A 25695-nucleotide genomic window follows, 5' to 3' on the forward strand; every position below is an offset into this window, starting at 1 on the left:
GAGATCAGCCTCCCGCCATCAGGTTCAGAATGCGCAAGGCAGAACCTTCGGTAATGTTGAAAATCAAATTGGGTGCAACACCAAACAGGATTGTGAGGATTGCGAGTGGAGCAATGCAGATCCATTCAATCCTGTTCATGTCCTTGATCGTGTTCAGATCAGGATTGGTGATTTTTCCAAACACTGTCCGGCGATACAGGGTGAGCATATAAACGGCCGAAAAGATCACACCAAGCGCGGCGCCAAACGCTGCCCAGGTTGAAGCGTGGAAGCCACCGACCATGGTCAGGATCTCGCCGATGAAACCAGACGTGCCCGGAAGACCGACATTGGCCATGGTGAACAGCATGAAGAACGTGGCATAAACCGGCATCCGGTGAACCAATCCGCCATAGGCGGAAATTTCACGAGTGTGCATCCGGTCATAAACGACGCCAACGATCAGAAAGAGCGCGGCGGAGATCAGGCCGTGGCTCAGCATCTGAAAGATGGCGCCCTGTACGCCGGCTTCGTTGAAGGCGAACACGCCGAGCGTAACAAAGCCCATATGCGCAACCGACGAATATGCGATCAGTTTCTTCATGTCCGTCTGACGCCACGCGACCAGCGATGTGTATACGATCGCGATCACCGCTAGTGCGAACATCATCGGCTGAAACAATTGGCTCGCGTCCGGGAACATGGGCAGTGAAAAGCGCAGGAAGCCATAGCCGCCCATCTTCAGAAGGATGCCTGCCAGCAAAACGGATCCCGCAGTCGGTGCCTGCACGTGCGCATCCGGCAACCATGTATGGACCGGCCACATCGGCAACTTCACGGCGAACGACGCCATGAAGGCCAGCCAGAGCCAGGTCTGAACGTTCGGATCGAAGGAATACTTCTCCAGAATTTCGAAGTCAGAACCACCAGCAACCTGGTACATGTACACGACGGCCACGAGCATCAGCAGTGAACCGATCAGCGTATAAAGGAAGAATTTGAACGCCGCATAGATCTTGTCCTTGCCGCCCCAGATTCCGATGATCAGGAACATTGGGATCAGTCCAGCCTCGAAGAAGATATAGAACAGGACGAGATCCATCGCGGTGAAGACACCGATGATAAAGGTTTCAAGAACGAGAAAGGCGACCACATACTCTGTCACACGCTTGTGGATCGAGTTCCAGCTGGCGAGGAGGCAGATAGGGATCAGGAAAGTGGTCAGCAAAATGAGCGAAATGGACAGGCCATCAATGCCCATCTTGTAGCTGATGTTACGATACCAGCTGTATTGCTCCACCAGCTGGTAGCCCGACTGGGACGCATCAAACGCACCAAATGCTGCGAGCGATGCAATGAACGTGGCGCCAGATATGATCAGGCCAGCCAGAAGCGCTGTGCGCCCCTCGGCATCACTGGACGATGCATCTCGGCTGCCAGCTGTCGCTGCGCGCACGAGCATGATGATGAGTGCACCTGCCAGCGGCAGGAACGTCATCGCTGAAAGAACGGGAAAACCGCCCATTAGTTGGCTCCTCCAGCGCGCAGCCACAGTATTCCGCCGAATACAAGTGCAGCACCGATAATCACAAATGCGTAGTGGTAGAGATATCCGGTATGCATCTTCGACAAGCGCCCAGCCGAAGCCTTGGTCACAGCCACAACACCATCAGGCCCGATGCCGTCGATGATCTTTTTGTCAGCCTTCCAGAAGAGATTGCCGAGCATGGCCGAGCCCTTGATGAGCGTGGCCTGATAGATCTCGTCAAAATACCATTTGTTGTAGAACAGCGAGTGCAACGGACCGCCACTGTCGGCGACACGCTTACCAACACCCCGGTTGAAGTAATAGGTGAACGTCGCAATCAGGAAGCCGGCAATCGTGACGACCAGCGGTGCGTACAACACCCATTCAGGCACATTATGACGATCATGAAGGACATGGTTCTCTGCGGCGCGATAGATCGCGCCAGCCCAGAACGTCTCATTATTGCCGTCCACGAACGCGTCGTAGAAATAAACGCCCGCGAAAATCGCCCCCAGGCTGAGCAGCCCCAGCGGCACCAGCATGACGAGCGGGCTCTCATGCGGCGTGTGATCATGTGCGCCATCAGCCGCATGCGCATCTTCATGAGCGTGGTCATCATGATGATCATGCGCTTCCCACGTCTTCGGACCGTGGAACGTCATGTAGATCAGGCGCCAAGAATAGAAGCTCGTCAGGAAGGCTGCAATCAGGCCGAACCAGAAAGCTACCTGACCGAACATGACCTTGGACTGGCCAGCGGCGAAAGTGCTTTCCAGGATGGCGTCCTTGGAGAAGAAGCCAGCGAAACCGATCTGGGTGTGCGGAATACCGAGGCCGATAATGGCAATCGTCCCGATCATCATGGCCGCATAGGTGAGCGGCATGAATTTGGCGAGCCCGCCCATGCGACGCATATCCTGCTCATGGTGCATGCCATGGATAACCGAGCCAGCGCCAAGGAACAGAAGCGCCTTGAAGAAGGCGTGCGTGAAGAGGTGGAACATGGCCGCTTCATAGGCGCCGACACCTGCCACGAAGAACATGTAGCCAAGCTGGGAACAGGTCGAATAGGCGATCACGCGCTTGATATCGTTTTGCGCCATACCAACCGTGGCCGCATAGAGCGCGGTCACCGCACCCACGATGGTGATCATGCCTGCGGCGTAGAATGTGTACTCATAGATCGGCGACAAGAGGCAGACGAGATAGACGCCTGCGGTCACCATGGTTGCGGCGTGGATCAGGGCCGATACAGGGGTCGGACCTTCCATCGCATCCGGCAACCAGACATGCAGGAAGAACTGGGCCGACTTGCCCATAGCGCCAATGAAGAGCAGCACGCCGATAACTTCCAGCGCATTCAGATTCCAATACAGGAACGGAATCACCAGGTCCCGGACCGGGGCCGCATCCGTGAAGCCAACGGGCACAACGGCCGCATTGTTGCGCACGGCGTCCAGTACAGGACCGAACTCGACTGAACGGAATACAAAGAAGACGGCCATGATACCCAGCGCAAGGCCGAAATCGCCTACACGATTGGTAACGAAAGCCTTGATGGAGGCGTCGTTCGGCGCCTTGTTCTGGTACCAGAAGCCGATCAACAGGTAGGAGGCGAGACCCACGCCTTCCCAGCCGAAGAACAGCTGGATGAAATTGTCAGCGGTGACCAGCATGAGCATCATGAAGGTGAAGAGCGACAAATAGCTGAAGAAACGCGCCTTGTGCGGATCCTCGCTCATGTATCCCCAGGAATAGAGATGCACGAGGCCGGATACGCCGGTGATCACCGCCATCATCACAATGGACAACGTATCGACGCGGATTGCCCAATTCGCCTGGAATTCGCCGACGCTTATCCAAGGCATGAGGGTAATCACATGCTGTTTGATTTCCATGCCCGTCGTTGCGGCGACAAGACTTGCATGATGCTCCTCGGTGCCCGTGTGACCGCCAAGACCTGCCACATAGGCAAACAGTTGGATCAGCGACAGCGCGCCTGCTGATAGTACGACAGCAGTGGTCAGCCCCATGACGACCTTGTCGCCAATCTGCTTGTGCACCAGGCCGGTCAGCGCCACGAGCCCCGGCGCAAGGACGATGTACAGGATCAGGATATCTGGAAGCATCGCCTTACCCCTTCATCAGGTCGACATTTTCGACCGAGATATCACCGCGGTTGCGGAAGTAGACGACGAGAATGGCAAGACCAACAGCTGCCTCGGCTGCTGCAACTGTCAACACCAGCATTGCGAAGACCTGCCCGGCAATCGTGCCACTGAATACCGCAAAGGCGATGAGGTTGAGGTTCACCGACAACAGGATCAGCTCAATCGCCATCAGGATGACGATGATGTTCTTGCGGTTCACAAAGATGCCTACGACCCCGATTGTAAACAGGGCCGCCGAAACGGCGAGAAAATGGGAAAGCCCAAGGTCCATGTCTTAGATCCCCTGCCCCGGAGTGGGGTCTTTCAATTCATAGGCATCGCTGCGACGGCGCGAGGTCTGTTTGGCAATGTTCTGACGCTTGGTCTCTGGACGGTGACGCAGCGTCAGCACGATGGCACCAATCATGGCAACGAGCAGGATGATGCCCGCCATCTGGAACAGCAGCAGGTATTGCGTATACATTACCTGTCCTATGGCCTCGGCATTAGTCTCAGCGCCCGGAGATGCATCGAAATTGGTCTCCATGTCTGCCGTGCCGATCACCGATGCCAGCACGATTTCGGCGGCAAATATGATCCCGACAAGCACAGCGAACGGCCAGTATCTCAGTGTGCCGCGCTTGAGCTCGACGAAGTCGACGTCCAGCATCATAACGACGAACAGGAACAACACAGCAACCGCGCCGACATAGACAACGACCAAAAGCATGGCCAGGAACTCAGCGCCAATCAGCACAAGCAAACCGGCCGATGAGAAGAATGCGAGAATGAGCCACAACACCGAATGAACGGGGTTGCGCGCCATGATCACCGACAGCGCCGATACGAGCACGACGGCCGCGATCAGATAGAAAGCGATGACTGCCACAGCCCTACTAGGCCCCCTTCTTTGCAGGGCAGAATGCCCCATGAGTTAATAGTTTCGGCGGCCTAGCGATAAGGCGCGTCGAGTTCCAGATTCTTGGCGATCAGTCGTTCCCAACGATCTCCGTTCGCGAGCAGGCGGTCCTTGTCATAGAACAGCTCTTCGCGCGTTTCAGTGGCGAATTCGAAGTTCGGCCCCTCCACGATGGCATCGACCGGACAGGCCTCCTGACAGAAGCCGCAATAGATGCATTTCACCATGTCGATATCATAGCGTGTGGTACGACGGGCACCGTCTGCGCGCGGCTCAGCCTCAATCGTGATGGCCTGCGCCGGGCAGATTGCCTCACACAATTTACAGGCGATGCAGCGCTCTTCACCGCTGGGATAACGCCGCAAAGCATGTTCCCCACGGAAGCGCGGAGAAAGAGGATTTTTCTCAAACGGATAGTTCACCGTTGCCTTGCGCGTGAACACTTCCCTTGTCGCCACGACGAGCGCGCCGAGGAAATCGGTCAGGAGCGCGCCGCGGATGGTTTGAGCCAGACTCATGACTGAACTCCCAGATAAACGACATAGCCGGACACAATCAGAACCGCCACGAGCGAGGTTGGCAGGAAGATCTTCCACCCCAGGCGCATCAGCTGGTCATAGCGGTAACGAGGGACAATCGCCTTCACCATCGCGAACATGATGAACAGGAACAGGATCTTGAACATGAACCAGAACAAGCCGGCGAACGCATTCACGAAGGGATGGTCGCGGACGAACTCCTCGCCCAGTGCGAATGGACCATGCCAGCCGCCCAAGAACAGAATCGTCATCAGAGCGCACATCAGGACGATGTTAAGATACTCGCCCAGCATGAACAGCAGGTAGGGCGTTGAGCCGTACTCCACTTGGTAACCAGCGACGAGCTCGGATTCGGCTTCCGGCAAATCGAAGGGTGGCCGGTTCGTCTCAGCGAGCGCTGAGACGAAGAAGATAATGAACATCGGGAACATGACGACAATCAGCGGGAAGTGCTGGAAACTGAAGGCATGCCAGGTCCAGATACCGCCTTCCTGAGCGTTCACAATATCCGTCAGGTTCATCGAACCGACCAGCAGGATGACGGTCACGATTACGAAGCCGATCGAAACTTCATAGGAAACCATCTGCGCCGCCGAGCGCAGCGCGCCGAGGAATGGATACTTGGAGTTCGACGCCCAGCCGCCCATGATGATGCCATAGACGCCCAGCGAACTGATTGCGAACAGGTAAAGCACACCAACATTAAGGTTCGAGATAACCCAACTGGTGCCGCTTGCCGTACCGGGCGCAACCGGAATCGCCGCCCAGGCTGCGAAGGCCAGCGTACAGGTCAGGATTGGCGCGATGAGAAAGACGGTCTTGTTCGCACCAGCCGGAATCACGATTTCCTTGAGCAGGAATTTTCCGAAATCGGCGAATGACTGCATCAAGCCGAAAGGCCCGACGACGTTCGGACCTTTGCGCATCATCACACCAGCCCAGACCTTACGGTCCAAAAGCAGGAGAAATGCGATCGATAACAACAGGACGAGCGTGAACAGTGCGATCTGTCCGAGGACCAGCAATGGCCCCCAAAGTTGCCCGAGAGACTCGACGTAGTTGCTCATGGCGCCCGCCCTACTCCGCTGCCACCGGAGTGTCCAGCGCTGAGGCCAGCGCAGAACATTCGGCCATCGTCTTGGACGCCCGTGCGATCGGGTTCGTCATATAGAAATCGTCAAACACCGGACGGAATGTCGCGGTCGTAAGGATTGTCGGAGCGGTCGTGATTGGCGTTTTGAGGGCCTCCGCACCCATCGCGCCGGGCGCGAATCCCAGCCCGGAGAAAGTGGTACTTTCACCCTCAGGACCGCGCAACTCAGCGCGCAGCGCATCGGCGGTGTCATAAGGTAGTTTCTTGCCAACGACCTCCGACAAGGCTCGGAAAATAGCCCAGCCTTCGCGCGCTTCGCCTTTTGGCTGCACAGCGCGGCTGGTCATCTGGACGCGGCCTTCTGTGTTCACAAAGGTTGCCGACATTTCGGTATAAGCGGCACTCGGCAGAATGATGTCCGCGCGTGCGGCCCCCGCATCTCCATGCGAGCCGATGTATATGACCTTCGCATCGCCAAGACCCGACAGATCGAGCTCGTCAGCTCCGAGTAGCACAACGGTATCCATACCACCGGACAGTATTTCTGCTGTCGCAGCTCCGCCCTCGCCCGGCACAAACCCGATGTCTAGCGCACCAACACGGCCTGCCGCGTTGTGAAGAACGCCAAATCCGGCCCAACCGTCCTTTATCGCACCAATTTCGTTTGTCAGTTCCAGCGCTTTTGCGAGAACTGCCGCGCCATCTTCGCCGCAGAGTGCGCCCTCACCGACGACGATCATCGGTCGCTCGGCATCGGAGAGCACTTTGCCGAAGTCCGAATTGCGAATATCTGTGAGGGCTGATGCACCATCACCGAGCCAAGCATGCTCATATGTCAGATCCGCTGCTTCGCCGATACGACCCACTTTCAGGTCAGCCCAAAGCCATGCCTTGCGGATGCGCGCATTCCAGACAGCGGCTTCAACGCGCGGATTCGTACCAATCAACAGCAAGGCGTCAGCATCCTCTACGCCAGCCAGTGTGCCATTCAGGATATAACGTTCGCGCACCCCATCTGTGCCATATTGCGCCCCGGCGGGACGACAATCTGTATTCTCCACACCGAGCCCTCGGAAAAAATCAAGCGCTGCCTTGGCCTGCTCAACCTCGATCAAGTCTCCGGCGACAACGCCGATTTTTTCAGGGGATGCCGACAGCGCCTCTTTCACGGCCGCAAAAGCCTCGCCCCAATTAGCCGGGCGCAGTTTGCCGTTCTCGCGAATGTAAGGCTTGTCGAGGCGTTGGCGGGCTAGGCCATCCCAAATGAAACGGGATTTGTCCGACAGCCACTCCTCGTTGATGCCTTCGCTCACTTCAGGAAGGATACGCATCACACCATCGCCCTTGGCGTCCACGCGGATCGCTGCGCCCATGGCGTCCATCACATCAATAGAGGATGTTTTACGCAGCTCCCATGGGCGCGCATTGAACGCGTATGGCTTGGACGTCAGCGCACCAACCGGGCACAGATCGATGACGTTGCCAGACAGTTCGGATGTCAGACTCTTTTCCAGATAGGTTGTGATCTCAGCATTCTCGCCACGCGAAATCATGCCGAGTTCCTCGACCCCCGCCACTTCGGCAGCAAAGCGTACGCAGCGCGTGCACTGGATGCAGCGGGTCATGATCGTCTTGACCAGCGGGCCCATATTCTTGTCTTCGACGGCGCGCTTGTTCTCGTCATAGCGACTGCCGGCGCGGCCATAGGCCATGGCCTGATCCTGCAGGTCGCACTCGCCGCCCTGGTCGCAGATCGGGCAATCCAGCGGATGGTTGATCAGCAGGAATTCCATGACGCCATTGCGGGCTTTTTCCACATAGGCGCCCTTGGTGCGGATGTTCGGTGCCGATCCATCCCGGTTCGGACGCATGTCACCCACGGTTTGCGCGCACGAGGCAATCGGTTTCGGCGCGCCTTCCCATTCGACCAGGCACATGCGGCAGTTTCCGGCCACCGACAGGCGCTCATGATAACAGAAGCGCGGAATCTCAGCGCCCGCTTCCTCGCACGCCTGCATCAGCGTGTACTGGCGCGGCACTTCGATGTCCTGGCCATCGACATTCAACTTGAAAAGGTCGTCGGACATATCTCTACTCCGCTGCCACGACTGCACCCTGCACCATGGCGCGCGGCAGTCTGTACTGGTTGATGCGATCCTCAATCTCATGGCGGAAGTGGCGGATCAGGCCCTGAATCGGCCAGGCCGCTGCGTCACCGAGTGCGCAAATCGTGTGGCCTTCAACCTGCTTGGTTACATCCAGGAGCGTCTCGATCTCATCATGCTCGGCTTCGCCTTTGACCATTCGCTCCATGACGCGCCACATCCAGCCTGTGCCTTCACGGCACGGCGTGCACTGGCCGCAGCTTTCATGTTTGTAGAAGTATGCGAGACGGGCAATTGCCTTGATCAGGTCGGTGTCCTTGTCCATCACGATCACCGCCGCCGTGCCCAGGCCTGATTTAAGGTCCCGCAGTGTGTCGAAATCCATGTAAGCGTCCATAATCTGCTCAGCCGGCACCATCGGCACGGACGATCCACCGGGGATCACCGCCTTGAGATTGTCCCAACCACCCCGGATACCGCCGCAGTGATTATCAATCAGCTCACGGAAAGTGACCGACATTTCTTCTTCGACATTACATGGCTTGTTCACGTGCCCGGAAATACAGAACAGTTTCGTGCCCGCATTGTTTGGACGGCCAAATCCGGCAAACCACTCAGCACCGCGGCGAAGAATGGTCGGAGCCACTGCAATCGACTCGACATTGTTTACTGTTGTTGGGCAGCCATACAGGCCAGCATTGGCCGGAAACGGTGGTTTCAGCCGGGGCTGTCCCTTCTTGCCTTCAAGGCTTTCCAGCAAGGCTGTCTCCTCGCCGCAAATATAGGCGCCGGCCCCGTGATGGACATAGAGATCGAAATCCCAGCCATTCACATTGTCCTTGCCGATCAGCTTAGCCTCATAAGCCTCCTTGACGGCTTTCTCGAGCGCATGCCGTTCATTGATATATTCACCACGTAGGTAGACATAACATTTATGGGCGCGCATCGCGCGGCTTGCCACCATGCAGCCCTCAATGAGCAGATGGGGATCATGCCGCATGATCTCGCGGTCTTTGCAGGTACCGGGCTCGGACTCGTCAGCATTGACGACGAGATAGTGCGGTCGATCACGCACTTCCTTCGGCATGAACGTCCATTTCAGACCGGTCGGGAAGCCAGCGCCGCCGCGACCACGCAGGCCGGAGGCCTTGATCTGGTCGCATATCCAGTCTGGCCCCTGATCCAGCATCTCCTTGGTGAGGTGCCAGGCGCCGCGTTTCTTCGCCGCTTCGAGGTCGGGTGAGTGCAAACCATAGAGGTTTGTGAAGATGCGATCCTTGTCCTGCAGCATGGCCTAGTCCTCATCATCCTTGCTGGAGGCAACTTGCCCCGCATCGACCCGCTTCGAGAACTCGGTCTCGCCACCCGTGGCCAACTCTTTTGCTTGCGCGATCCAGTCTTCCCGCTCAATGCGACCCGGGAAGCTCATATAGTCTTCAACCCAATCAACATTGGCTGGCGTCCAGTCCGCGATCTGCTGGAAGGTGAAGATGCCGAGCTCATTGAGCGCATCTTCGTTCTTAGGGCCGATACCTTTGATGCGCTTCAGATCATCATGGCCTTCAGCAGCGATCGTGACCGATTCCGGCTTTTCTCCGGAAACAGCAGCAGGCGCAGATCTCTCGGCGGTTTCTGTCTTCGAGATCAGCGTCGTCTTGCCGGTGTTATCCTTTTGGGGGACTTCACGTTGTGTGTTCGTCGGCGCGGATTCCGCTGGCTTGCCTGCAGCCGTCGGCTCTGGTTCTGGCTCCGCGGTCGGTAAATTGGGCAACGCAACCGACTGGTTACGTGTTCCGTCGAACAATTGCGGATCGGTCAGAATGGCCGTGCCACCTTCCGGCGCGCTATTGATGCGGTCAACTTGTGGACCGGGATGCGCCTCGACGCCATTCTTCAGCTTGTTGAGAATCATCCCCAGCGAATCTGGCGTCAAATCTTCGAAATAATCGTCATTCACCTGAACCATCGGTGCATTCACGCACGCGCCAAGACACTCAACTTCTTCCCAGGATAGACGGCCGTCATCGGTCACGAACATTTGCTTGCCGATCTCGGTCTGGCAGACCTCCTTCAGCTTTTCGGCGCCGCGCAACTGGCAAGGCGTCGTGCCGCAGAGTTGGATGTGGTACTTTCCGACCGGCTGCAGACGGAACATCGTGTAGAAGGTCGCGACTTCATAGACGCGGATATACGGCATCTCCAGACGGTCGGCGACTTCACGCATTGCAGGCTCGGATAGCCAGCCACTATTGTCCTTTTGCGCCAGCCACAGCATCGGGATCACCGCAGACCGCTGCTTGTCAGCCGGGTACTTGCCGCGCCAGAACGCAATCTTCTCTTCGGTCTCGGGCTTGAACGCGAATGTGTCGCCTCCAGCCTCCATGTCAAAACGGCGTAGTGCCACTACTCGCCCCTTTTCGAAAAACAGCGACGGGCTTCATCCTTGCGAGGATGTTCGTCAAAAAAGCGTGTCTGCGCAGTACTCATCGGTCGATTTCCCCGAACACGATATCGAGTGAGCCCAAGATGGCGGACACGTCCGCCAGCATGTGTCCTTTACTGAGATGGTCCATCGCCTGCAGGTGCGGATAGCCCGGCGCGCGAATCTTGGCGCGATACGGGCGGTTCGTCCCGTCTGAGACGAGATAAACGCCAAACTCGCCCTTCGGCGCCTCGATAGCGACATAGGTCTCGCCTTCCGGAACATGGAAACCTTCAGTGTACAGCTTGAAGTGATGGATCAGCGCTTCCATCGAATTCTTCATTTCGGCGCGACGCGGCGGCGCAAGCTTTGAGCCTGGCACGAGGACGGGCCCGGGCCCCTCCTTTGACATCAGGTCAATGCATTGCTGCATGATCTTCACCGACTCGCGCATCTCTTCCATGCGGCAGACATAGCGGTCATAATTGTCGCCATTCCGACCAACCGGAATTTTGAAGTCGAGCTCGGAATAGCATTCATAGGGCTGCGCGCGGCGAAGGTCCCAGGCAAACCCGGACCCACGCACCATTACGCCCGAGAATCCCCACTCCATGATGGTCTTCTCATCAACCAGGCCGATATCGACATTGCGCTGTTTGAAGATACGGTTTTCGGTGACCAGGCTCTCGATGTGATCGAGCTTTCCGGGGAACTGCTCACACCATTCCGCAATATCGTCGATGAGGTTCTGCGGCAGGTCCTGATGGACGCCGCCAGGGCGGAAATACGCGGCATGCATGCGGCTGCCGGAGGCGCGCTCATAGAACACGCACAGTTTTTCACGTTCTTCAAAACCCCAGGTAATCGGCGTCAACGCGCCTACGTCGAGGATCTGCGTTGTTACATTCAGCAAGTGCGACATGATCCGGCCGAGCTCTGAATAGAGCACGCGAATCAGGCTTGCCCGCCGGGGGACTTCGACGCCCAGCAGCTTCTCGACTGCCAGGCACCAAGCGTGCTCCTGGTTCATGGGGGAGCAATAGTCCAGCCGGTCGAAATATGGCATTCCCTGCAGGAATGTCTTGTACTCCAGCAGCTTCTCGGTGCCGCGATGCAGCAAGCCGATATGGCTGTCCACACGGGTCACGATCTCGCCGTCGAGATCGAGAATCATACGAAGGACGCCGTGGGCGGCCGGATGTTGAGGACCGAAATTCAGTGTGAACTTTCGGTCTTCCATTTCGGAGATGTGCGCGGTGTCAGCCATTATTCAGAAGGCTCCTCGGCTTTCTCGTCCCCGGGAATATGACTGGTCATACCCTCCCACGGTGAGAGGAAATCGAAATTGCGATATTCCTGCGGCAGCTCGACCGGCTCATAGACGACGCGCTTTTCAAGGTCGTCGTAGCGCACTTCATAATGGCCTGTCAGGGGGAAGTCCTTGCGCAGCGGGTACCCCTCAAAGCCGTAATCGGTGAGGATGCGGCGAAGGTCAGGATGATCGGAGAACTGGATGCCATACATGTCGAAGGCTTCCCGTTCGAACCAGTTTGCGGCAGGCCAAAGCCCGACAATACTCGGAACGGGCGTGTCTTCATCGGTCCTGATACGTACCCGCACACGATGATTCATCCGCATCGAAAGAAGATGATAAACGACTTCGAACCGCTCGGTCCGCTCCGGATAGTCGACCCCACAAACATCGACAAACGTCTCGAAATTGCACTGCTGGTCGTCGCGCAGGAAGCGCATCAGGCTCACAATGTGATCGCGCTCGGCAAACACAGTCAGCTCGCCAAGCGTCACGTCCGCAGACTTGACGGCATCCGGCTGGCGCGCGGCGATGTGAGCGCCCAGCTCACCCAGGGCTTCGATAGCTTCTGTGGTCATCATGTCAGCTCCTACCGTTCCAGCGAGCCTTCGCGGCGAATCTTTTTTTGTAGCTGCAAGAAGCCGTAAACCAGCGCTTCAGCAGTCGGCGGGCACCCCGGAATATAGATATCGACCGGCACGATTCGATCGCAGCCACGGACAACGCTGTAGCTGTAATGGTAATAGCCGCCGCCATTGGCACAGCTACCCATGGAAATCACATAGCGTGGCTCCGGCATCTGATCGTAAACCTTGCGCAGGGCTGGCGCCATCTTGTTGGTCAGGGTGCCGGCAACGATCATCACGTCCGACTGGCGGGGTGAACCGCGCGGCGCCATACCGAAGCGCTCAAGATCGTAGCGCGGGTTGCCAGCATGCATCATTTCCACGGCGCAGCAGGCAAGGCCGAACGTCATCCACATCAGGGAACCGGTACGCGCCCAAGTGATCAGATCGTCGGCTGCGGCGGTGAAATAGCCTTTATCAGCCAATTGGTCTGACAGGCCGGTGTAGAACGGGTCGTCATTGCCGGGCTGAAAGCCGCCTTCGACTCCCGTCCGCGCGCCGCCAAGAGCATATGTCTTGTAATCGTCAGCCATTATTCCCACTCCAGCGCACCGCGGCGCCACTCATAAACAAATCCGATGGTCAAAACACCGAGGAAACCAACCATGGACCAGAATCCGACCAAGCCAATCGTTCCAAGGCTGACCGCCCACGGGAACAGAAATGCCACTTCCAGGTCAAAGATGATGAACAGAATCGCGACGAGATAGAATCGCACATCGAACTTCATCCGCGCGTCGTCAAAAGCGGGGAAGCCGCACTCATATGCTGAGTTCTTTTCCGGATCGGGATTGCTGGGCGCCAGAAGCACCGAACCTAGTATGAATAGGCCGGAAATCACGGCACCGATGACCAGAAAAATGATCACGGGCAAATAGTCGAGTGCCAAGCGTTCGATCTCTGACATGGTACCTTGTCTCCTGCCGCAGGGGTGGCTTGATCTGGCGCCGGATTAGGACGGTTTCGCCTATGGCGCAACAGACAGACGCAATATATCGCAGCAACTCAGTCTAGCCTGAATTATTGTCCAACTCACGTGCACTATACTGCGGCGGTGCGTCACGGCGCAAAGCAGAACGGGCGCAGCAGGCTCGGCGCCATAGCCATGAATTCAATCGGCTTTTTGCGATCCATTCGCACCCAAAGGATCAGTGAGCAGGTACGCCGAGTGCCTCTAGCGTTTCAAACGACAGCTGACCCACACCCAAGCCCTGCTCCCGCTGGTACTCTTTCAGCGCGCTCATCGTTGCGGTCCCGAATTTGCCATCAATTTCGACCGCATGACCGACTTGTGAAAGCGCTTTCTGAAGGGCAGTAATCGTCTCGGGAGATATATCTTCGTCGCACAACACAGTCTTCCATTCTGCCCTCCCCTCGCCTGTCACGATCCGTTTCTCGACCGTGCGGTACCTCGCCGGGATCGAGACGATTTCTTCACGGGCGGGCTTGACCAATTGTTCGATCATGAGAGTTTCATACTCCGCTGGTATCGTAACCGGCTCGACACGTGCCGGTTCGACCAGGACCTGCTTCACGAGCGTATGATACTCTGCTGGAACTATGCGTGTCTCGGACTGTTCAGGCTTCACAATACGCGTGCGTGTAATTGTCTTGTACTCGGCCGGGACCTCGACCGACACAAGCACGTCATTCTGAAAAGCTATGCTGGCCTCGTCCTCGCCGGCAATCTCGCGACCAGCCACCTCGTCCTTCAAATCCAACGTCGAATAAGCCTGCCGGACCAGCACTTGTTCGGTGTAGGTTTCGTATTCTGCTGGGATCACAACCGTCTCTGTTCGTTCCGGCCGGACCAGCACTTGCTCTGTAACCGCCTCATAGACTGCAGGCACGATTCTATACTCGGTCGCGGCCTGTTTGACCTCGACCAACCGCGACACTGTTTTGTATTCGGCGGGATAAATACGAATTTCGGTGCGTTCGGGCTCGTGCAGCACCTGCTCGGTCACGGTCTCGAACGTTTCCGGAATCAAAACAGGCGCATGGCAGGTTCCAGTTGTGTTTTCGGCCAGCGCTGGTCCCATCATCAGAAGGCCAGCAGCTGTCGCGATCATCGGTTTGAGTTGCATGAACCTGCTCCAGCCGCCACCGAAACATACAAGCGTTCCAGTCTACCAATTGCCACGCATTTCAACCATGCACTCATATTCCGCAACCCTCCCCGCACCAAGGGATACACACCCGCCACGCAGTTTCATCTGCGCTCAATTTACCGAGACACTGGTGTTCTGTGCTCCAGCCAGTAATAGAAAGCCGAATCCCAGCCCCGAGGTACTCCATGATCCCCAGATACACCCGTCCCGAAATGGCAGCCATTTGGTCTCCCGAATCCAAATTCGGCATCTGGCTGGAGATAGAGACCCTCGCAGCCGAAGCCATGGAGCAGAAGGGTCTGATCCCGGAGGGAGTCTCCGCAGCGGTGCGCGAACGTGCGGCGTTTGACGTCGATCGAATCGATGAAATCGAGCGGGAAGTGAAGCATGACGTCATCGCCTTTCTGACAAATGTTGCAGAACATGTTGGTGACGAAGCGCGCTTTTTGCACAAGGGCATGACCTCTTCAGATGTCTTGGACACATGTTTCAATGTTCAGCTTGTACGTGCAACCGATCTCCTGCTGGTTGGTGTAGACCGCGTCTTGGCTGCACTGGAAAAACGGGCCTTTGAACACAAGCTGACACCCACAATTGGCCGCAGTCACGGGATTCATGCAGAACCCACTACATTCGGTGTGAAACTTGCCGGCTATCATGCCGAATTCCAGCGCGCACGGACCCGCCTGGTGCTGGCTCGCGAAGAAGTGGCGACATGTGCAATCTCCGGCGCAGTTGGTACATTTGCAAATATCGACCCGTCGATTGAGACTCATGTTGCCGAAAAGCTTGGTCTCAGCGTCGAGCCCGTTTCTACCCAGGTCATCCCGCGCGACCGCCATGCCATGTTCTTCGCAGTCTTGGGTGTGATCGCGTCTTCTATTGAACGGCTTTCAACAGAAGTACGTCACCTCCAGCGCACTGAAGTGCTCGAAGCCGAAGAGTTTTTCTCGGCGGGCCAGAAGGGCTCATCCGCCATGCCACACAAGCGCAATCCCATTCTGACGGAGAATCTTACGGGTCTTGCCCGGCTTGTCCGATCCGCTGTGACGCCTGCCATGGAAAATGTTGCGCTCTGGCACGAGCGCGATATCTCGCACTCCTCGGTCGAACGTGGCATCGGACCGGACGCGACTGTGCATCTTGATTTTGCGCTGCACCGTCTTGGCGGCGTGATCGAGAACCTCTTGGTCTATCCCGAAAACATGATGAGCACGATCGACAGCATGGGTGGCCTCCACAACTCGCAACGCATCTTGTTGGCCCTCGTCGAAAAAGGCGTCAGCCGTGAAGACAGCTATCGTCTGGTCCAACGCAATGCGATGCGGACCTGGAAGAAGGAAGGTGACCTTCTCGACCTGCTCAAACAGGATGAGGAAGTATCATCCCGACTGACAGATTCCGAACTCGAGGCCTTGTTCGACCTTGGTTACCATTTCAAACACGTGGACACGACCTTCGAGCGCGTTTTCGGACGCTCCTGATACAAGGTCATTTGAGGACGGCGACTAGATCCTGCTAAGCGCCGTCCTTGCCTTCTCGGCAACGGACGACCACGCGCCAGTGGTTACATCCTTCTCCGTCGCGATCCACGAGCCGCCTACTGCCACCACATTTGGCAGGGACAGATACTCACCCGCATTATCGGCGCTGACACCGCCCGTCGGCATGAATTGGAGATGCGGCAGCGGTCCGGACAGCGCCTTGAGCGCGCCTACGCCGCCAGCAATCGCGGCCGGAAACAGCTTCAGCATCTTGAACCCTTCCTCATAGCGCGTCATCGCTTCGCTGGCGGTCGCCACGCCCGGAATTGTGATGCCCATATAATCACCGAGTGCGTCCAGCAGGCCGGGGGACATGCCGGGAGACACAAGGAAGTCGGAACCGGCATTCATTGCGTTCACAACGTCCTCCTTCGTCAAGACCGTCCCCGCCCCCACGATCAAATCCGGCTGTGCCTTCTTCATTTCCTCAATGACCTTCAAGCCACTTGGTGTGCGCAGCGTCACTTCAGCGATCGTGAGACCGCCCTCAACAAGCGCGCGCGCCAATGGAGCCGCTGCGTCCACATCAGGCACCACAAGCACAGGGACGATCGGTGCCCGTTGGGCGGCCGCTTTCAAGGCATCAAGCGAGGAATTCATTTAAGCGTCTCCTGGGCATAGTAGGCAGCAGCGCCAATCAGAGGCGCCTCGGGATCGTGCATAAGGCGTACCGGACAATTCGCAAGGTAGCCAGACATCGGTCCACGTTCACGGAACCGGGCAACCGACTCAGGTCGTCGCAGATAATCAACGATTCGCTCAGTTACCCCACCAGCCAGAACGACACCGCCAAGCGCCCCATTTGCGAGCGCCAGGTCGCCGACTGCCCCCATGACGGCTTTCGCGCGCATGGCGATCAGTTGATCAAACATCTCGTCACCTTCGTCAGCCCGGTGACGCATTTCTTCGGGAGAGATGTCTTCCAAATTGCGCCCGAAGACTTCGCAAAATGCGCGATGGACGAATTCGAGTCCCATGCCCGACGCAACCAATTCGTTCGATACATAGCCCTGAGTCCGCATGAGAACACTCGCTATGTCGAATTCCAATGCATCCCTTGGCGCATAGGCGATGTGTCCGCCCTCACCCGTGAGAACCTGCCAGGCATCGTCGCCCAGGGGAAACAAGGATGCCACACCGAATCCGGTGCCAGGCCCGGCTACTATTACAGGCAGTTCCGGTATTTCTTTTCCAGGCAAGATTTCCTCAAAATAGTCTCCGGAATGCTCAGGCACCGATCGGGCCATGGCGGTGAAATCATTGATGATTTTAATGTCATCAAAGCCAAACACCTCGCAGAGGTGCCGGGCTGAGACGTGCCAATCCCGATTGGTCAGCATGACTTCTCCGTCCCGCACAGGGCCGGCCATGGCAAAACAGGCATGCTTCGGCTCTAATCCGGTGTCTTGCAGGTATCGGCGCAACGCAGCAGCAAATGTTTCGAAACTATCCCCGGACAGTTTTGAAAAATCACTGATCTCAACTTTGCCGCCGCGCCTCTCAGCCAAAGCGAACCTGACATTGGTTCCCCCTACATCCCCAACCAAAACGGGCTCACCCATCCGATCAGTCCCCCCGGTTCGAGAAATTGAACTGGCTCGCCCCATTGGCGGCAGGGCCTGCCAATTCCCGGAAATAGGTGAACATTTCGCGGCCGAGTCCCATCCCGTTCTCGTTTGGCCTGTATTCGTCCGGGATGCGCTTTGCAAACTCTTCCGGATCAACCTTGATATCGAGCACACCGCGCTCGGCATCAAACACAATCATGTCGCCATTTTGCACTTTTGCGATCGGGCCGCCGCGTGAACCTTCCGGACTCACATGGATCGCTGACGGCACTTTACCGCTCGCGCCTGACATACGGCCATCCGTTACCAACGCCACCTTGAAGCCCCTATCTTGCAAAACTGCGAGCGGCGGCGTGAGTGTATGCAATTCAGGCATGCCATTCGCCGCTGGTCCCTGGAACCGAACAATCGCGACAAAGTCCTTATCCAATTCTCCTGCATCAAATGCAGCTTTCAGCGCTTCCTGGGAATCGAATACGATCGCAGGTGCTTCCACAATGCGATGCTCAGGTTTTACAGCGGACACCTTGCTGACGCCCAAGCCAATCGGACCGTCCATCATCCGCAGTCCGCCATCCTTGGAGAATGGATCAGATACAGGGCGCAATATGTCCGCATCGGCACTGGTGTCCGGGGCAGGACGCCAGGCGGCTTTGCCATCTTCCAGATAAGGCTCCGCCGCGTAGCCTGATATCGGACCAGCCACGCCCATGGCGTCGCCATCCATTAAACCGGCATCGAGCAACTCACGTACGAGGAAACCCATACCGCCTGCTGCGTGAAAATGATTCACATCAGCCGGTCCGTTTGGATAAACACGCGCCAGCAGCGGCGTCACCGCGCTGATATCCGCGAAGTCTTCCAGAGTTAGAATGATGCCCGCAGCAGCTGCCATGGCTGGCAAGTGAAGCGCATGATTGGTAGACCCCCCCGTCGCCATCAGACCTACCACGCCATTCACAATAGACCGCTCATCGATCATTTCGCCCGCTGGCATATAGTGATCGCCCTGCGCATGGATCTCCGCGACGCGATGTGTGGCTGCACGTGTCAGCGCTTCGCGAATAGGTGTGCCTGGATTGGCGAAGGCAGCGCCTGGCAAGTGGAACCCCATGACTTCCATCAGCATCTGGTTCGAGTTCGCTGTGCCATAGAATGTGCAAGTACCCTGCGTGTGATAGCTTTCCGACTCCGCTTTCAATAGCGCGTCACGACCAACCTTGCCTTCCGCAAATAACTGGCGAACGCGTTGCTTTTCAGGATTGGGCAGACCGGACGGCATGGGCCCAGCTGGCACGAAAACAGACGGGATCCAGCCAAACCGCAGCGCAGCGATCACCAGGCCGGGGACAATTTTGTCACAAACACCCAGATGCATTGCGCCATCAAACACGTCGTGACTCAGGCCGATGGCCGATGCCATCGCAATCACGTCGCGAGAAAACAGTGACAGCTCCATACCGGTAAAGCCCTGTGTGACGCCGTCACACATTGCAGGGACGCCTCCGGCGACTTGTGCAATGGCATTCACCTCCCGTGCGGCATCCCGAATAATAGCGGGGTAGTCCTGATACGGCGCATGTGCTGAAAGCATGTCGTTGTAGGCTGTGATGACACCAATGTTCGGCCAACCCGCGCCGAGTAATTGTGTCTTCTCAATCACCGCGCATCCCGCCGAGGCGTGCGCCAAACTGCTTTCAGACATTCTCCGTCGGGCGAAATCCTTGGGGCGGCGACTACGGATCATTTCGAGATATGCTTGGCGCGAGTCACGTGACCGCTCTCGAATACGCGCGGTCACTTCTGCGATTGTCGAATTCATCTCAACCATTATGCTGCCCATACGACCGTCAAACGCGGCCCTAATTTATCGATTGCATATTTAATAGGCTTTTCCTGCACGGACGACTTTATCGCCGTGTCGAACACTGCCTTTTTCGCTTCTCCGAAGATTAGCAGAATTACCGACGACGCACTCGTTACGCCCTTGCCGGTAAGGGTAATACGCTGCGGATTTTCACCGGCGACCGGACACCCGGTCGCATCAACGGCTGCAACCACATTTTCACTTTCCAGAGCGGCTGACAGATCCGTCGAACCCGGAAACCAGCTGGCGGTATGACCATCCTCACCCATACCAAGAAAAACCATGTCTGCGGGCTCACAGTGCGGGGCATACGCCTTGTCTCTGTCTGCCACAGCTTCCTGCGGCATGGCGTCCATTGTTTTCATCGGCAGAAAGCCTGCAGCTCCGGCGTTTGCCTTTAGCAGTCGGCTGCGTACGAGGCGCTCGTTGGATGCGTCGTCTTCAGGGTTGACCCAACGTTCATCGACGAGACCAACCATGACCCGCGCCCAATCCAGCTCGGTCGTGGCAAGGGCATCAAATATCGGCCCCGGCGTTGAGCCACCTGACACCATCAGCGACGCGGTGCCTTTCAGCTCCAACGCCTTCGTCAGCCCGCCTGCTATAAATTGCGTTACAAAGCGCGTTGCCTCGTCGCGGCTGTCAAACATCATGAATTCATGCGCCAATCCGCTCATGATCCCTCCCACCATGCCCGATTGTCGCGGTCCATCATCATGGCAGCAGCGAGTGGGCCATCCGAACCGGCTGTGTAGGCTTCGGGGCGATCACCAGATTTTTCCCAGGCTTCGATAAGCCCATCAACCCAAGTCCATGCCGCTTCAACTTCATCCTTGCGCATGAAGAGGGACAGATTTCCGCGTACTACATCCATCAACAGACGCTCATACGCGTCCGGATACCGAACCGTGAAGCTTTCGGCGTAGGAAAGATTCAAGGGGAGAGACTTAACGCGGAGGCCGCCCGGGCCCGGCTCCTTGATTTGAACGAACAGGCGCACACCTTCATCCGGTTGCAGACGAATAACCAGCTTGTTCGCACTCTCATACCCCTCCCCAAACAAGGAATGGGGTGTTGGTTTGAACTGAATGATGATATCCGAGTGACGCTGCGACATCCGCTTGCCAGTCCGCAGATAGAAGGGGACGCCCGCCCATCGCCAGTTGTCGATATTGGCCTTGATCGCCACAAAGGTCTCAGTCGAGCTGACGGTTTCAGAACTCAACTCTTCCAGATAGCCTTTCACGGGCGTGTTGTCTTTCACACCGGCCTTGTATTGCCCCCGAACGGTTTGCTTCTTGGCGGCTTCGCCCGTGATCGGTGTCAGCGCGTTGAGTACCTTGATTTTCTCGGTACGAACATCATCATCGTCGAGTTGGTTCGGCGGCTCCATAGCCGTCAGGCACAGCAGCTGGAGCATATGGTTTTGCACCATGTCTCTCAGGGCACCGGATTTATCATAATAATCTGCACGTCCCTCAAGACCCAGGTCTTCAGCAACCGTGATCTGAACATGGTCCACATAATTGCGAGACCAAATTGGCTCGAACAGCATATTGGCAAATCGCAGGACCATGAGGTTTTGTACCGTCTCTTTGCCAAGATAATGGTCAATCCGAAAAACTTGGCGTTCGGCGTAGACTTGAGCAACACCGTCATTGATCGCCTTGGCAGATTCCAGATCGGTCCCGATCGGCTTTTCCAGCACAACCCGAGTGTTGCCCTCTGACAGGCCCGCCTTGCCCAGTGCTTCACATATTTGAACATACAGGCGCGGCGACGTAGCGAGGTAAAATACGCACGGACGGTTGTCATCCAGTGTCAGGAAAGATTTGAGGGTGGCCCAATCTGCATCTTCCTGTGTTGCATCAATGGACACATACTCAATCAACTTCTCGAACTTGGACCATTCCTTCGTATCCCAGTTGTCGCCAGACGCTGACTCACAGGCTTCTCTTGCCATCTTGCGATATTCTTTGGTGTCCATCTCACTGCGCGCAGTGCCAACAATACGGCTGGATTCCGGAATCTGGCCATCCAGCCATCTGTGAAACAAGGCAGGCAAGAGCTTGCGCCGGGAGAGGTCACCTGTCCCGCCGAAGATAACGATGTCGAACGGATCGACAGGAATGAATTTTGCCATCAGGCAGTCTCCAGAGCGCTCGAGGTGAACATTGGCGGAATCAGGCCGAATTCGGATCGATCCCGAGTATTTTCTAGTTTGTCAGCTTATTCGTCAGACTCGCAAAGGCCGTGAAACGCAAATTTTGGTATCATCATTCTTCACTTTAGCTTCGCCTCCCCGGCTGGTAGTGCTTCTCTGCAAATTTTGCAGACTCTTTGATCAACGGTCTGGACGAACAGACCAAACATGTGACAACGTTGTTTTTGGTGTTCTTAAGCGGAGGAAGCACGAGATGTCCAGCACTAGAACGCGTTTGGAGGATCTTGCCTCAATCGCGGGTGTCTCGATCGCAACTGTTTCGCGCGCCCTTAACAACAGCTCCGCAGTGAATGATGAAACCAAGCGTCGGGTCTGGAAGATCGCCCGCGAGCACAACTATAATTTCCGCCCATCCATGCCGGCGCTCTTGTCTGGCGCTGCTGCGACGATTGCAGTCGTCGTGCCCACACTGGCTGGGCGCCAGACGGAAGTCTCTGACCCGTTCTTTCAGGAACTGATCAGCGGCCTCAGTGAGGCTGGGCGATTGGCTGGCTGCGATGTGCTGATCTCTTATCTGGCCCCGAAAAACCAGAACGACCTCGCCTCCATCATGACCGCGAACCGCGCTGAGGGCGTCATATTTCTTGGCCAGAGCTTCTTGCACGAAAGATTCAACCAACTGGCCGAAACTGAAAGCCGTTTCATAGTTTGGGGCGCGGAAATCCCCGGCCAAAAATACTGCTCTATCGGCTCGGATAACTTGCGCGGCGGCAAACGGGCGACGTCTCACCTGCTCAATCTCGGCCGCCGGCGAATCGCTTTTGTGGGTGATACGTCCAATCCAGAGATTTTGCAGCGCTATGAAGGCTATATCTCTGCGCATCGTCGGGCTGACATTCCGCTCGATGCGGACCTCACGCTCCAGTCAAGTTTTGACGTAGAATCCGCCGAAGCTGCAATTTCCAGCCTGATGGAGCGCGGCGTCACGTTTGATGCTGTTTTCGGAGCAAATGACCTGATTGCCCTGGCCACCATTCGCAGCTTGCTCAGAGAGGGAGTGCGTGTGCCCGATGACGTCTCGGTGATTGGTTATGACGATCTTCAACTCTCCGCCTATGGCTATCCTGCACTGAGTACGATCTCACAGGATCCTGCGCGGGCTGGGCGGATCCTTGTCGCCAAGCTGATTGCGTCGGTGGACACAGGCAGCATGCGATCTGAGCGTCTGCCAACCGAACTTATCGTCCGCGAATCCTGCGGCTTGTCCTAGTGGCGGGAAATCCGACACGAGTATGGCGGGACGCGTGTCTTGTTTGGACTATCGATTCCGACGCACATTAGAACCTGATCAGATGAAACGTCTGTCATCGCAGCCACCACTTCGGTCCCGCCAATATTGAAGACGCACTCAATCGTTTCGCCTTCCCATAGCCGACGAAACACGAGCAAGTCCCCGGACAAGTCGATAAATTCGATTTCGCCATATTGTAACGCGGGCGAACTGGCGCGCACACGCGCGAGCGTGCGTGTGAATTGAAGCATAGACTGGGGATCGGCTTCCTGAAGATCTACCGCCAAATCCGCATGGCCCTGGCCCAGAGGCAGCCACGGCTTGGCATCGCTGAAACCACAATATGTATCGGCGCTGGCCCAGGGCATTGGCGTGCGAGCGCCATCGCGGCCGAGCGTGCGGGGCCAGTTCGCGATTGCTTCAGGGTCCTGCAAATCCTCAAACGCAATCTCCGCCTGCGGTAGGCCAAGCTCCTCGCCTTGATAAAGGATGGGATTTCCGCGCAGGCAAAACAGCAAAGCTGTGGTCAATTTGGCCCGAACAACAGGATCGGCACCCTCCAACCAGCGGCTGACACACCGCGGCGCATCATGATTTGAAAAGGCCCATGATGGCCAGCCCTCTCCTGGCGCGCCAAGCCAGTTGCTTTGGGATGTGGCTATCGCTTCGGCTCCCAATCGCTTCGCATAGAGGAAATCGAAGTTGTAGGCGGAATTGAGATTCTGTTCCCCCTCCGTATAGGCACGCATCTCTTCAAGCGGGCTTGGACCTGGAACTTCCGCGACCGAGAATATCTCTCCATATTCGTCCATGAGCATTCGCAAGCGTTTCAGAAATTTGGGCAAATCGGGATGTGATTGATTGTGAACATGTTCCTGAAGGTCAAAGGGACGCGAAACATTTCGGGGTGCAGGAATTTTCGGCGGATTGTCCCGCAAGTCCGGATCGAACAGGGAAAAATTGAGCGCATCGAGCCGGAAGCCGTCCACGCCGCGATCCAGCCAGAACCGCATCACATCGACGAGCGCATCCTGGACATCCGGATTGTGCAAATTCAATTGCGGCTGGCTCGGCAGGAAATTGTGCATGTAATATTGCTGCCGACGCGCATCCCATGTCCAGGACGGTCCGCCAAACACAGCCTGCCAGTTATTAGGCGGTGTTCCATCCGGTTTTGGATCGCTCCAAACGTACCAATCCGCACGAGCATTGGTTCGGTCCTCTCTGCTCTCGGCGAACCAGGCGTGCGCGTCGGATGAGTGTGCATAGACCTGATCGATGATGATTTTCAGGCCGAGTGCGTGCGCTCGACTCAAGAGTGCGTCGAAGTCTTCGAGCGTGCCAAATGCCGGATCGACATCGCAATAATCGGCCACATCATATCCGAAGTCCCTCATGGGGGATGTAAAGAAGGGCGATATCCAGACACCGTCCACGCCGAGGGAGGCCACATGGTCCAGCCTCTGCGTTATGCCGTTCAGATCGCCAACGCCATCCCCATTCGTATCCTGATACGACCGCGGATAAATCTGATAGATGACCGCACCCTTCCACCAAGGCTGCGCGCTTTCCAATGACATTGCGTTCGGCATGGTCTGAAACTCCCGTCAATTCTGACCAGCATCGCACCGCCCCGCGATTTTTCAATCATCTAAGCGCCGCCAGGACAAGCGGCCCGGAAACGGACTGTATTGACTGAAAATTCGGAAATCCGCCTGGCAGGGGCAGAAGGACTTGAACCCTCGACCCTCGGTTTTGGAGACCGATGCTCTACCAACTGAGCTATACCCCTACAGGCGAATGAGCGGTTTGCCTCAAATGCCGTCATGCCGCAAGACTAGAGCTTCAGCCCATGGAGAAAAATTGTGTCCCGCATCCCCTATCCCGAAGTTGACGCCCTTCCTGAAGACCAAAAAGCCTTTCTGGATAAGCTCGCCCCGCTCAATATCTTTCAAATGCTTGGCCATGCTCCTCATCTGCTGAAACCCTTTGTCGGCATGGGCACGGCCTTCCTTCAAAACGGAAAACTGGATCCGATCACCCGCGAATGCGTGATCCTGCGTGTCGGGTACTTGTCCAATGCCAAATACGAAACGAGCCAGCACGAGGCTATCGGATTGGCGATCGGCATGGATGGCGAACTGATCGAAGCGGTGAAATCTGGTCCAAATGCCGACGGCTTGAGCCACGAGCAGAAACTGGCACTGACCTTTACAGACCATCTGGTAACGCATCCCCATCCGTCAGACGGCGCGCTCAAACCGGTTCTGAAACATTTCGGACCGTCCCTGCTGGAAGAGCTGGTTCTGCTGATCGGCTACTACATGATGGTCTGCCGCTTTCTTGAGACATTCGGCGTGGAAGTCGAAGAGGGCGGTCCAAAAGGCGCTGACATCAAACTCGACTGACGCCCGATAAAAAAGGCCGCCCCTTATGGGACGGCCTTCTCGTTATTGCCTGATGGGAACAGGGCTTAC

23 protein-coding genes and 1 tRNA gene are annotated in these 25695 nt (G+C 56.6%); 3 read left to right on the plus strand and 21 right to left on the minus strand.

Features of this window, described 5'->3' with window-relative positions:
- Positions 1–4 precede the first annotated feature (4 nt).
- The 14 genes from B3527_RS04670 to B3527_RS04735 all read right to left on the minus strand — a co-directional run bounded on the left by B3527_RS04670 (position 5) and on the right by B3527_RS04735 (position 14760).
- Positions 5–1504 carry an NADH-quinone oxidoreductase subunit M gene (locus tag B3527_RS04670; RefSeq protein WP_290478783.1) on the minus strand — a complete coding sequence of 500 codons (1500 nt, stop codon included), beginning with the start codon at positions 1502–1504 and terminating at the stop codon, positions 5–7.
- On the minus strand, positions 1504–3636 hold the full coding sequence (gene nuoL, locus B3527_RS04675) for an NADH-quinone oxidoreductase subunit L (RefSeq protein WP_290478782.1): 2133 nt from the start codon (positions 3634–3636) through the stop codon (positions 1504–1506). Before nuoL ends, B3527_RS04670 begins: the two co-directional genes overlap by 1 nt.
- Positions 3637–3640: 4 nt before the next feature.
- Positions 3641–3949, minus strand: a complete 309-nt coding sequence (nuoK, locus tag B3527_RS04680) for an NADH-quinone oxidoreductase subunit NuoK (RefSeq protein ID WP_034812289.1) — start codon at positions 3947–3949, stop codon at positions 3641–3643.
- Between the two features lie 3 nt (positions 3950–3952).
- Entirely contained in the window at positions 3953–4546 is a 594-nt protein-coding gene (locus B3527_RS04685) for an NADH-quinone oxidoreductase subunit J (protein ID WP_114286274.1), read from the minus strand.
- Between the two features lie 62 nt (positions 4547–4608).
- Positions 4609–5094, minus strand: coding sequence for an NADH-quinone oxidoreductase subunit NuoI (gene nuoI / locus B3527_RS04690; protein ID WP_034812285.1), 486 nt, complete (start codon positions 5092–5094; stop codon positions 4609–4611).
- Complete coding sequence (gene nuoH, locus B3527_RS04695) at positions 5091–6182, minus strand: NADH-quinone oxidoreductase subunit NuoH (RefSeq protein ID WP_206990502.1); 1092 nt, start codon at positions 6180–6182, stop codon at positions 5091–5093. The genes nuoI and nuoH overlap by 4 nt, the downstream gene beginning before the upstream one ends.
- A 10-nt stretch (positions 6183–6192) precedes the next feature.
- Positions 6193–8295, minus strand: a complete 2103-nt coding sequence (gene nuoG / locus B3527_RS04700; protein WP_290478781.1) for an NADH-quinone oxidoreductase subunit NuoG — start codon at positions 8293–8295, stop codon at positions 6193–6195.
- Between the two features lie 4 nt (positions 8296–8299).
- Positions 8300–9604 (minus strand): NADH-quinone oxidoreductase subunit NuoF, encoded by a 1305-nt coding sequence (nuoF, locus tag B3527_RS04705; RefSeq protein ID WP_290478780.1) that lies wholly within the window; start codon positions 9602–9604, stop codon positions 8300–8302.
- Between the two features lie 3 nt (positions 9605–9607).
- Positions 9608–10717: an NADH-quinone oxidoreductase subunit NuoE gene (nuoE, locus tag B3527_RS04710; RefSeq protein WP_290478779.1), complete on the minus strand. Its 1110-nt coding sequence runs from the start codon at positions 10715–10717 to the stop codon at positions 9608–9610.
- 79 nt (positions 10718–10796) lie between these two features.
- On the minus strand, positions 10797–12002 hold the full coding sequence (locus B3527_RS04715; RefSeq protein ID WP_290478778.1) for an NADH-quinone oxidoreductase subunit D: 1206 nt from the start codon (positions 12000–12002) through the stop codon (positions 10797–10799).
- A complete protein-coding gene (locus B3527_RS04720; RefSeq protein WP_242517303.1) occupies positions 12002–12628 on the minus strand; it encodes an NADH-quinone oxidoreductase subunit C in 627 nt (208 codons plus the stop codon). Before B3527_RS04720 ends, B3527_RS04715 begins: the two co-directional genes overlap by 1 nt.
- An 8-nt stretch (positions 12629–12636) precedes the next feature.
- On the minus strand, positions 12637–13206 hold the full coding sequence (locus B3527_RS04725; protein WP_034812271.1) for a NuoB/complex I 20 kDa subunit family protein: 570 nt from the start codon (positions 13204–13206) through the stop codon (positions 12637–12639).
- Positions 13206–13580 carry an NADH-quinone oxidoreductase subunit A gene (locus tag B3527_RS04730; RefSeq protein WP_034812269.1) on the minus strand — a complete coding sequence of 125 codons (375 nt, stop codon included), beginning with the start codon at positions 13578–13580 and terminating at the stop codon, positions 13206–13208. Before B3527_RS04730 ends, B3527_RS04725 begins: the two co-directional genes overlap by 1 nt.
- Positions 13581–13821: 241 nt before the next feature.
- Positions 13822–14760 (minus strand): peptidoglycan-binding domain-containing protein, encoded by a 939-nt coding sequence (locus tag B3527_RS04735; protein ID WP_290478777.1) that lies wholly within the window; start codon positions 14758–14760, stop codon positions 13822–13824.
- A 209-nt stretch (positions 14761–14969) separates the two neighbouring features.
- Here B3527_RS04735 and purB point away from each other — a divergent pair, with 209 nt between their 5' ends.
- Entirely contained in the window at positions 14970–16268 is a 1299-nt protein-coding gene (purB, locus tag B3527_RS04740; protein WP_290478776.1) for an adenylosuccinate lyase, read from the plus strand.
- Positions 16269–16292: 24 nt separating this feature from the next.
- On the opposite strand, the gene eda is transcribed toward purB, so the two are convergent.
- From eda to zwf, 5 genes are read right to left on the minus strand one after another with little or no spacing between them, the layout of a single operon-like run.
- Positions 16293–16928, minus strand: coding sequence for a bifunctional 4-hydroxy-2-oxoglutarate aldolase/2-dehydro-3-deoxy-phosphogluconate aldolase (eda, locus tag B3527_RS04745; protein WP_206990509.1), 636 nt, complete (start codon positions 16926–16928; stop codon positions 16293–16295).
- Complete coding sequence (locus B3527_RS04750; RefSeq protein WP_206990510.1) at positions 16925–17890, minus strand: glucokinase; 966 nt, start codon at positions 17888–17890, stop codon at positions 16925–16927. Before B3527_RS04750 ends, eda begins: the two co-directional genes overlap by 4 nt.
- Before the next feature lie 4 nt (positions 17891–17894).
- Positions 17895–19727, minus strand: a complete 1833-nt coding sequence (gene edd, locus B3527_RS04755) for a phosphogluconate dehydratase (RefSeq protein ID WP_290481578.1) — start codon at positions 19725–19727, stop codon at positions 17895–17897.
- Positions 19727–20440: a 6-phosphogluconolactonase gene (pgl, locus tag B3527_RS04760; protein WP_290478774.1), complete on the minus strand. Its 714-nt coding sequence runs from the start codon at positions 20438–20440 to the stop codon at positions 19727–19729. The genes edd and pgl overlap by 1 nt, the downstream gene beginning before the upstream one ends.
- On the minus strand, positions 20437–21906 hold the full coding sequence (gene zwf / locus B3527_RS04765; RefSeq protein ID WP_290478773.1) for a glucose-6-phosphate dehydrogenase: 1470 nt from the start codon (positions 21904–21906) through the stop codon (positions 20437–20439). Before zwf ends, pgl begins: the two co-directional genes overlap by 4 nt.
- A gap of 274 nt (positions 21907–22180) precedes the next feature.
- On the opposite strand from zwf, the gene B3527_RS04770 reads away from it, so the two are divergent.
- Positions 22181–23197, plus strand: a complete 1017-nt coding sequence (locus B3527_RS04770) for a LacI family DNA-binding transcriptional regulator (RefSeq protein ID WP_290478772.1) — start codon at positions 22181–22183, stop codon at positions 23195–23197.
- Here B3527_RS04770 and B3527_RS04775 read toward each other — a convergent pair.
- Together B3527_RS04775 and B3527_RS04780 are read right to left on the minus strand one after the other, a co-directional pair.
- Positions 23194–24810, minus strand: coding sequence for an alpha-amylase family glycosyl hydrolase (locus tag B3527_RS04775; protein WP_290478771.1), 1617 nt, complete (start codon positions 24808–24810; stop codon positions 23194–23196). The genes B3527_RS04770 and B3527_RS04775 overlap by 4 nt on opposite strands.
- A gap of 124 nt (positions 24811–24934) precedes the next feature.
- Positions 24935–25010: transfer RNA gene (locus B3527_RS04780), tRNA-Trp, on the minus strand.
- 73 nt (positions 25011–25083) lie between these two features.
- On the opposite strand from B3527_RS04780, the gene B3527_RS04785 reads away from it, so the two are divergent.
- Positions 25084–25626, plus strand: a complete 543-nt coding sequence (locus B3527_RS04785; protein WP_206990514.1) for a carboxymuconolactone decarboxylase family protein — start codon at positions 25084–25086, stop codon at positions 25624–25626.
- The last annotated feature ends 69 nt before the right edge of the window (positions 25627–25695 follow it).

This window comes from Hyphomonas sp. UBA4505 (genome assembly GCF_002388685.1).
GTDB lineage: Bacteria > Pseudomonadota > Alphaproteobacteria > Caulobacterales > Hyphomonadaceae > Hyphomonas.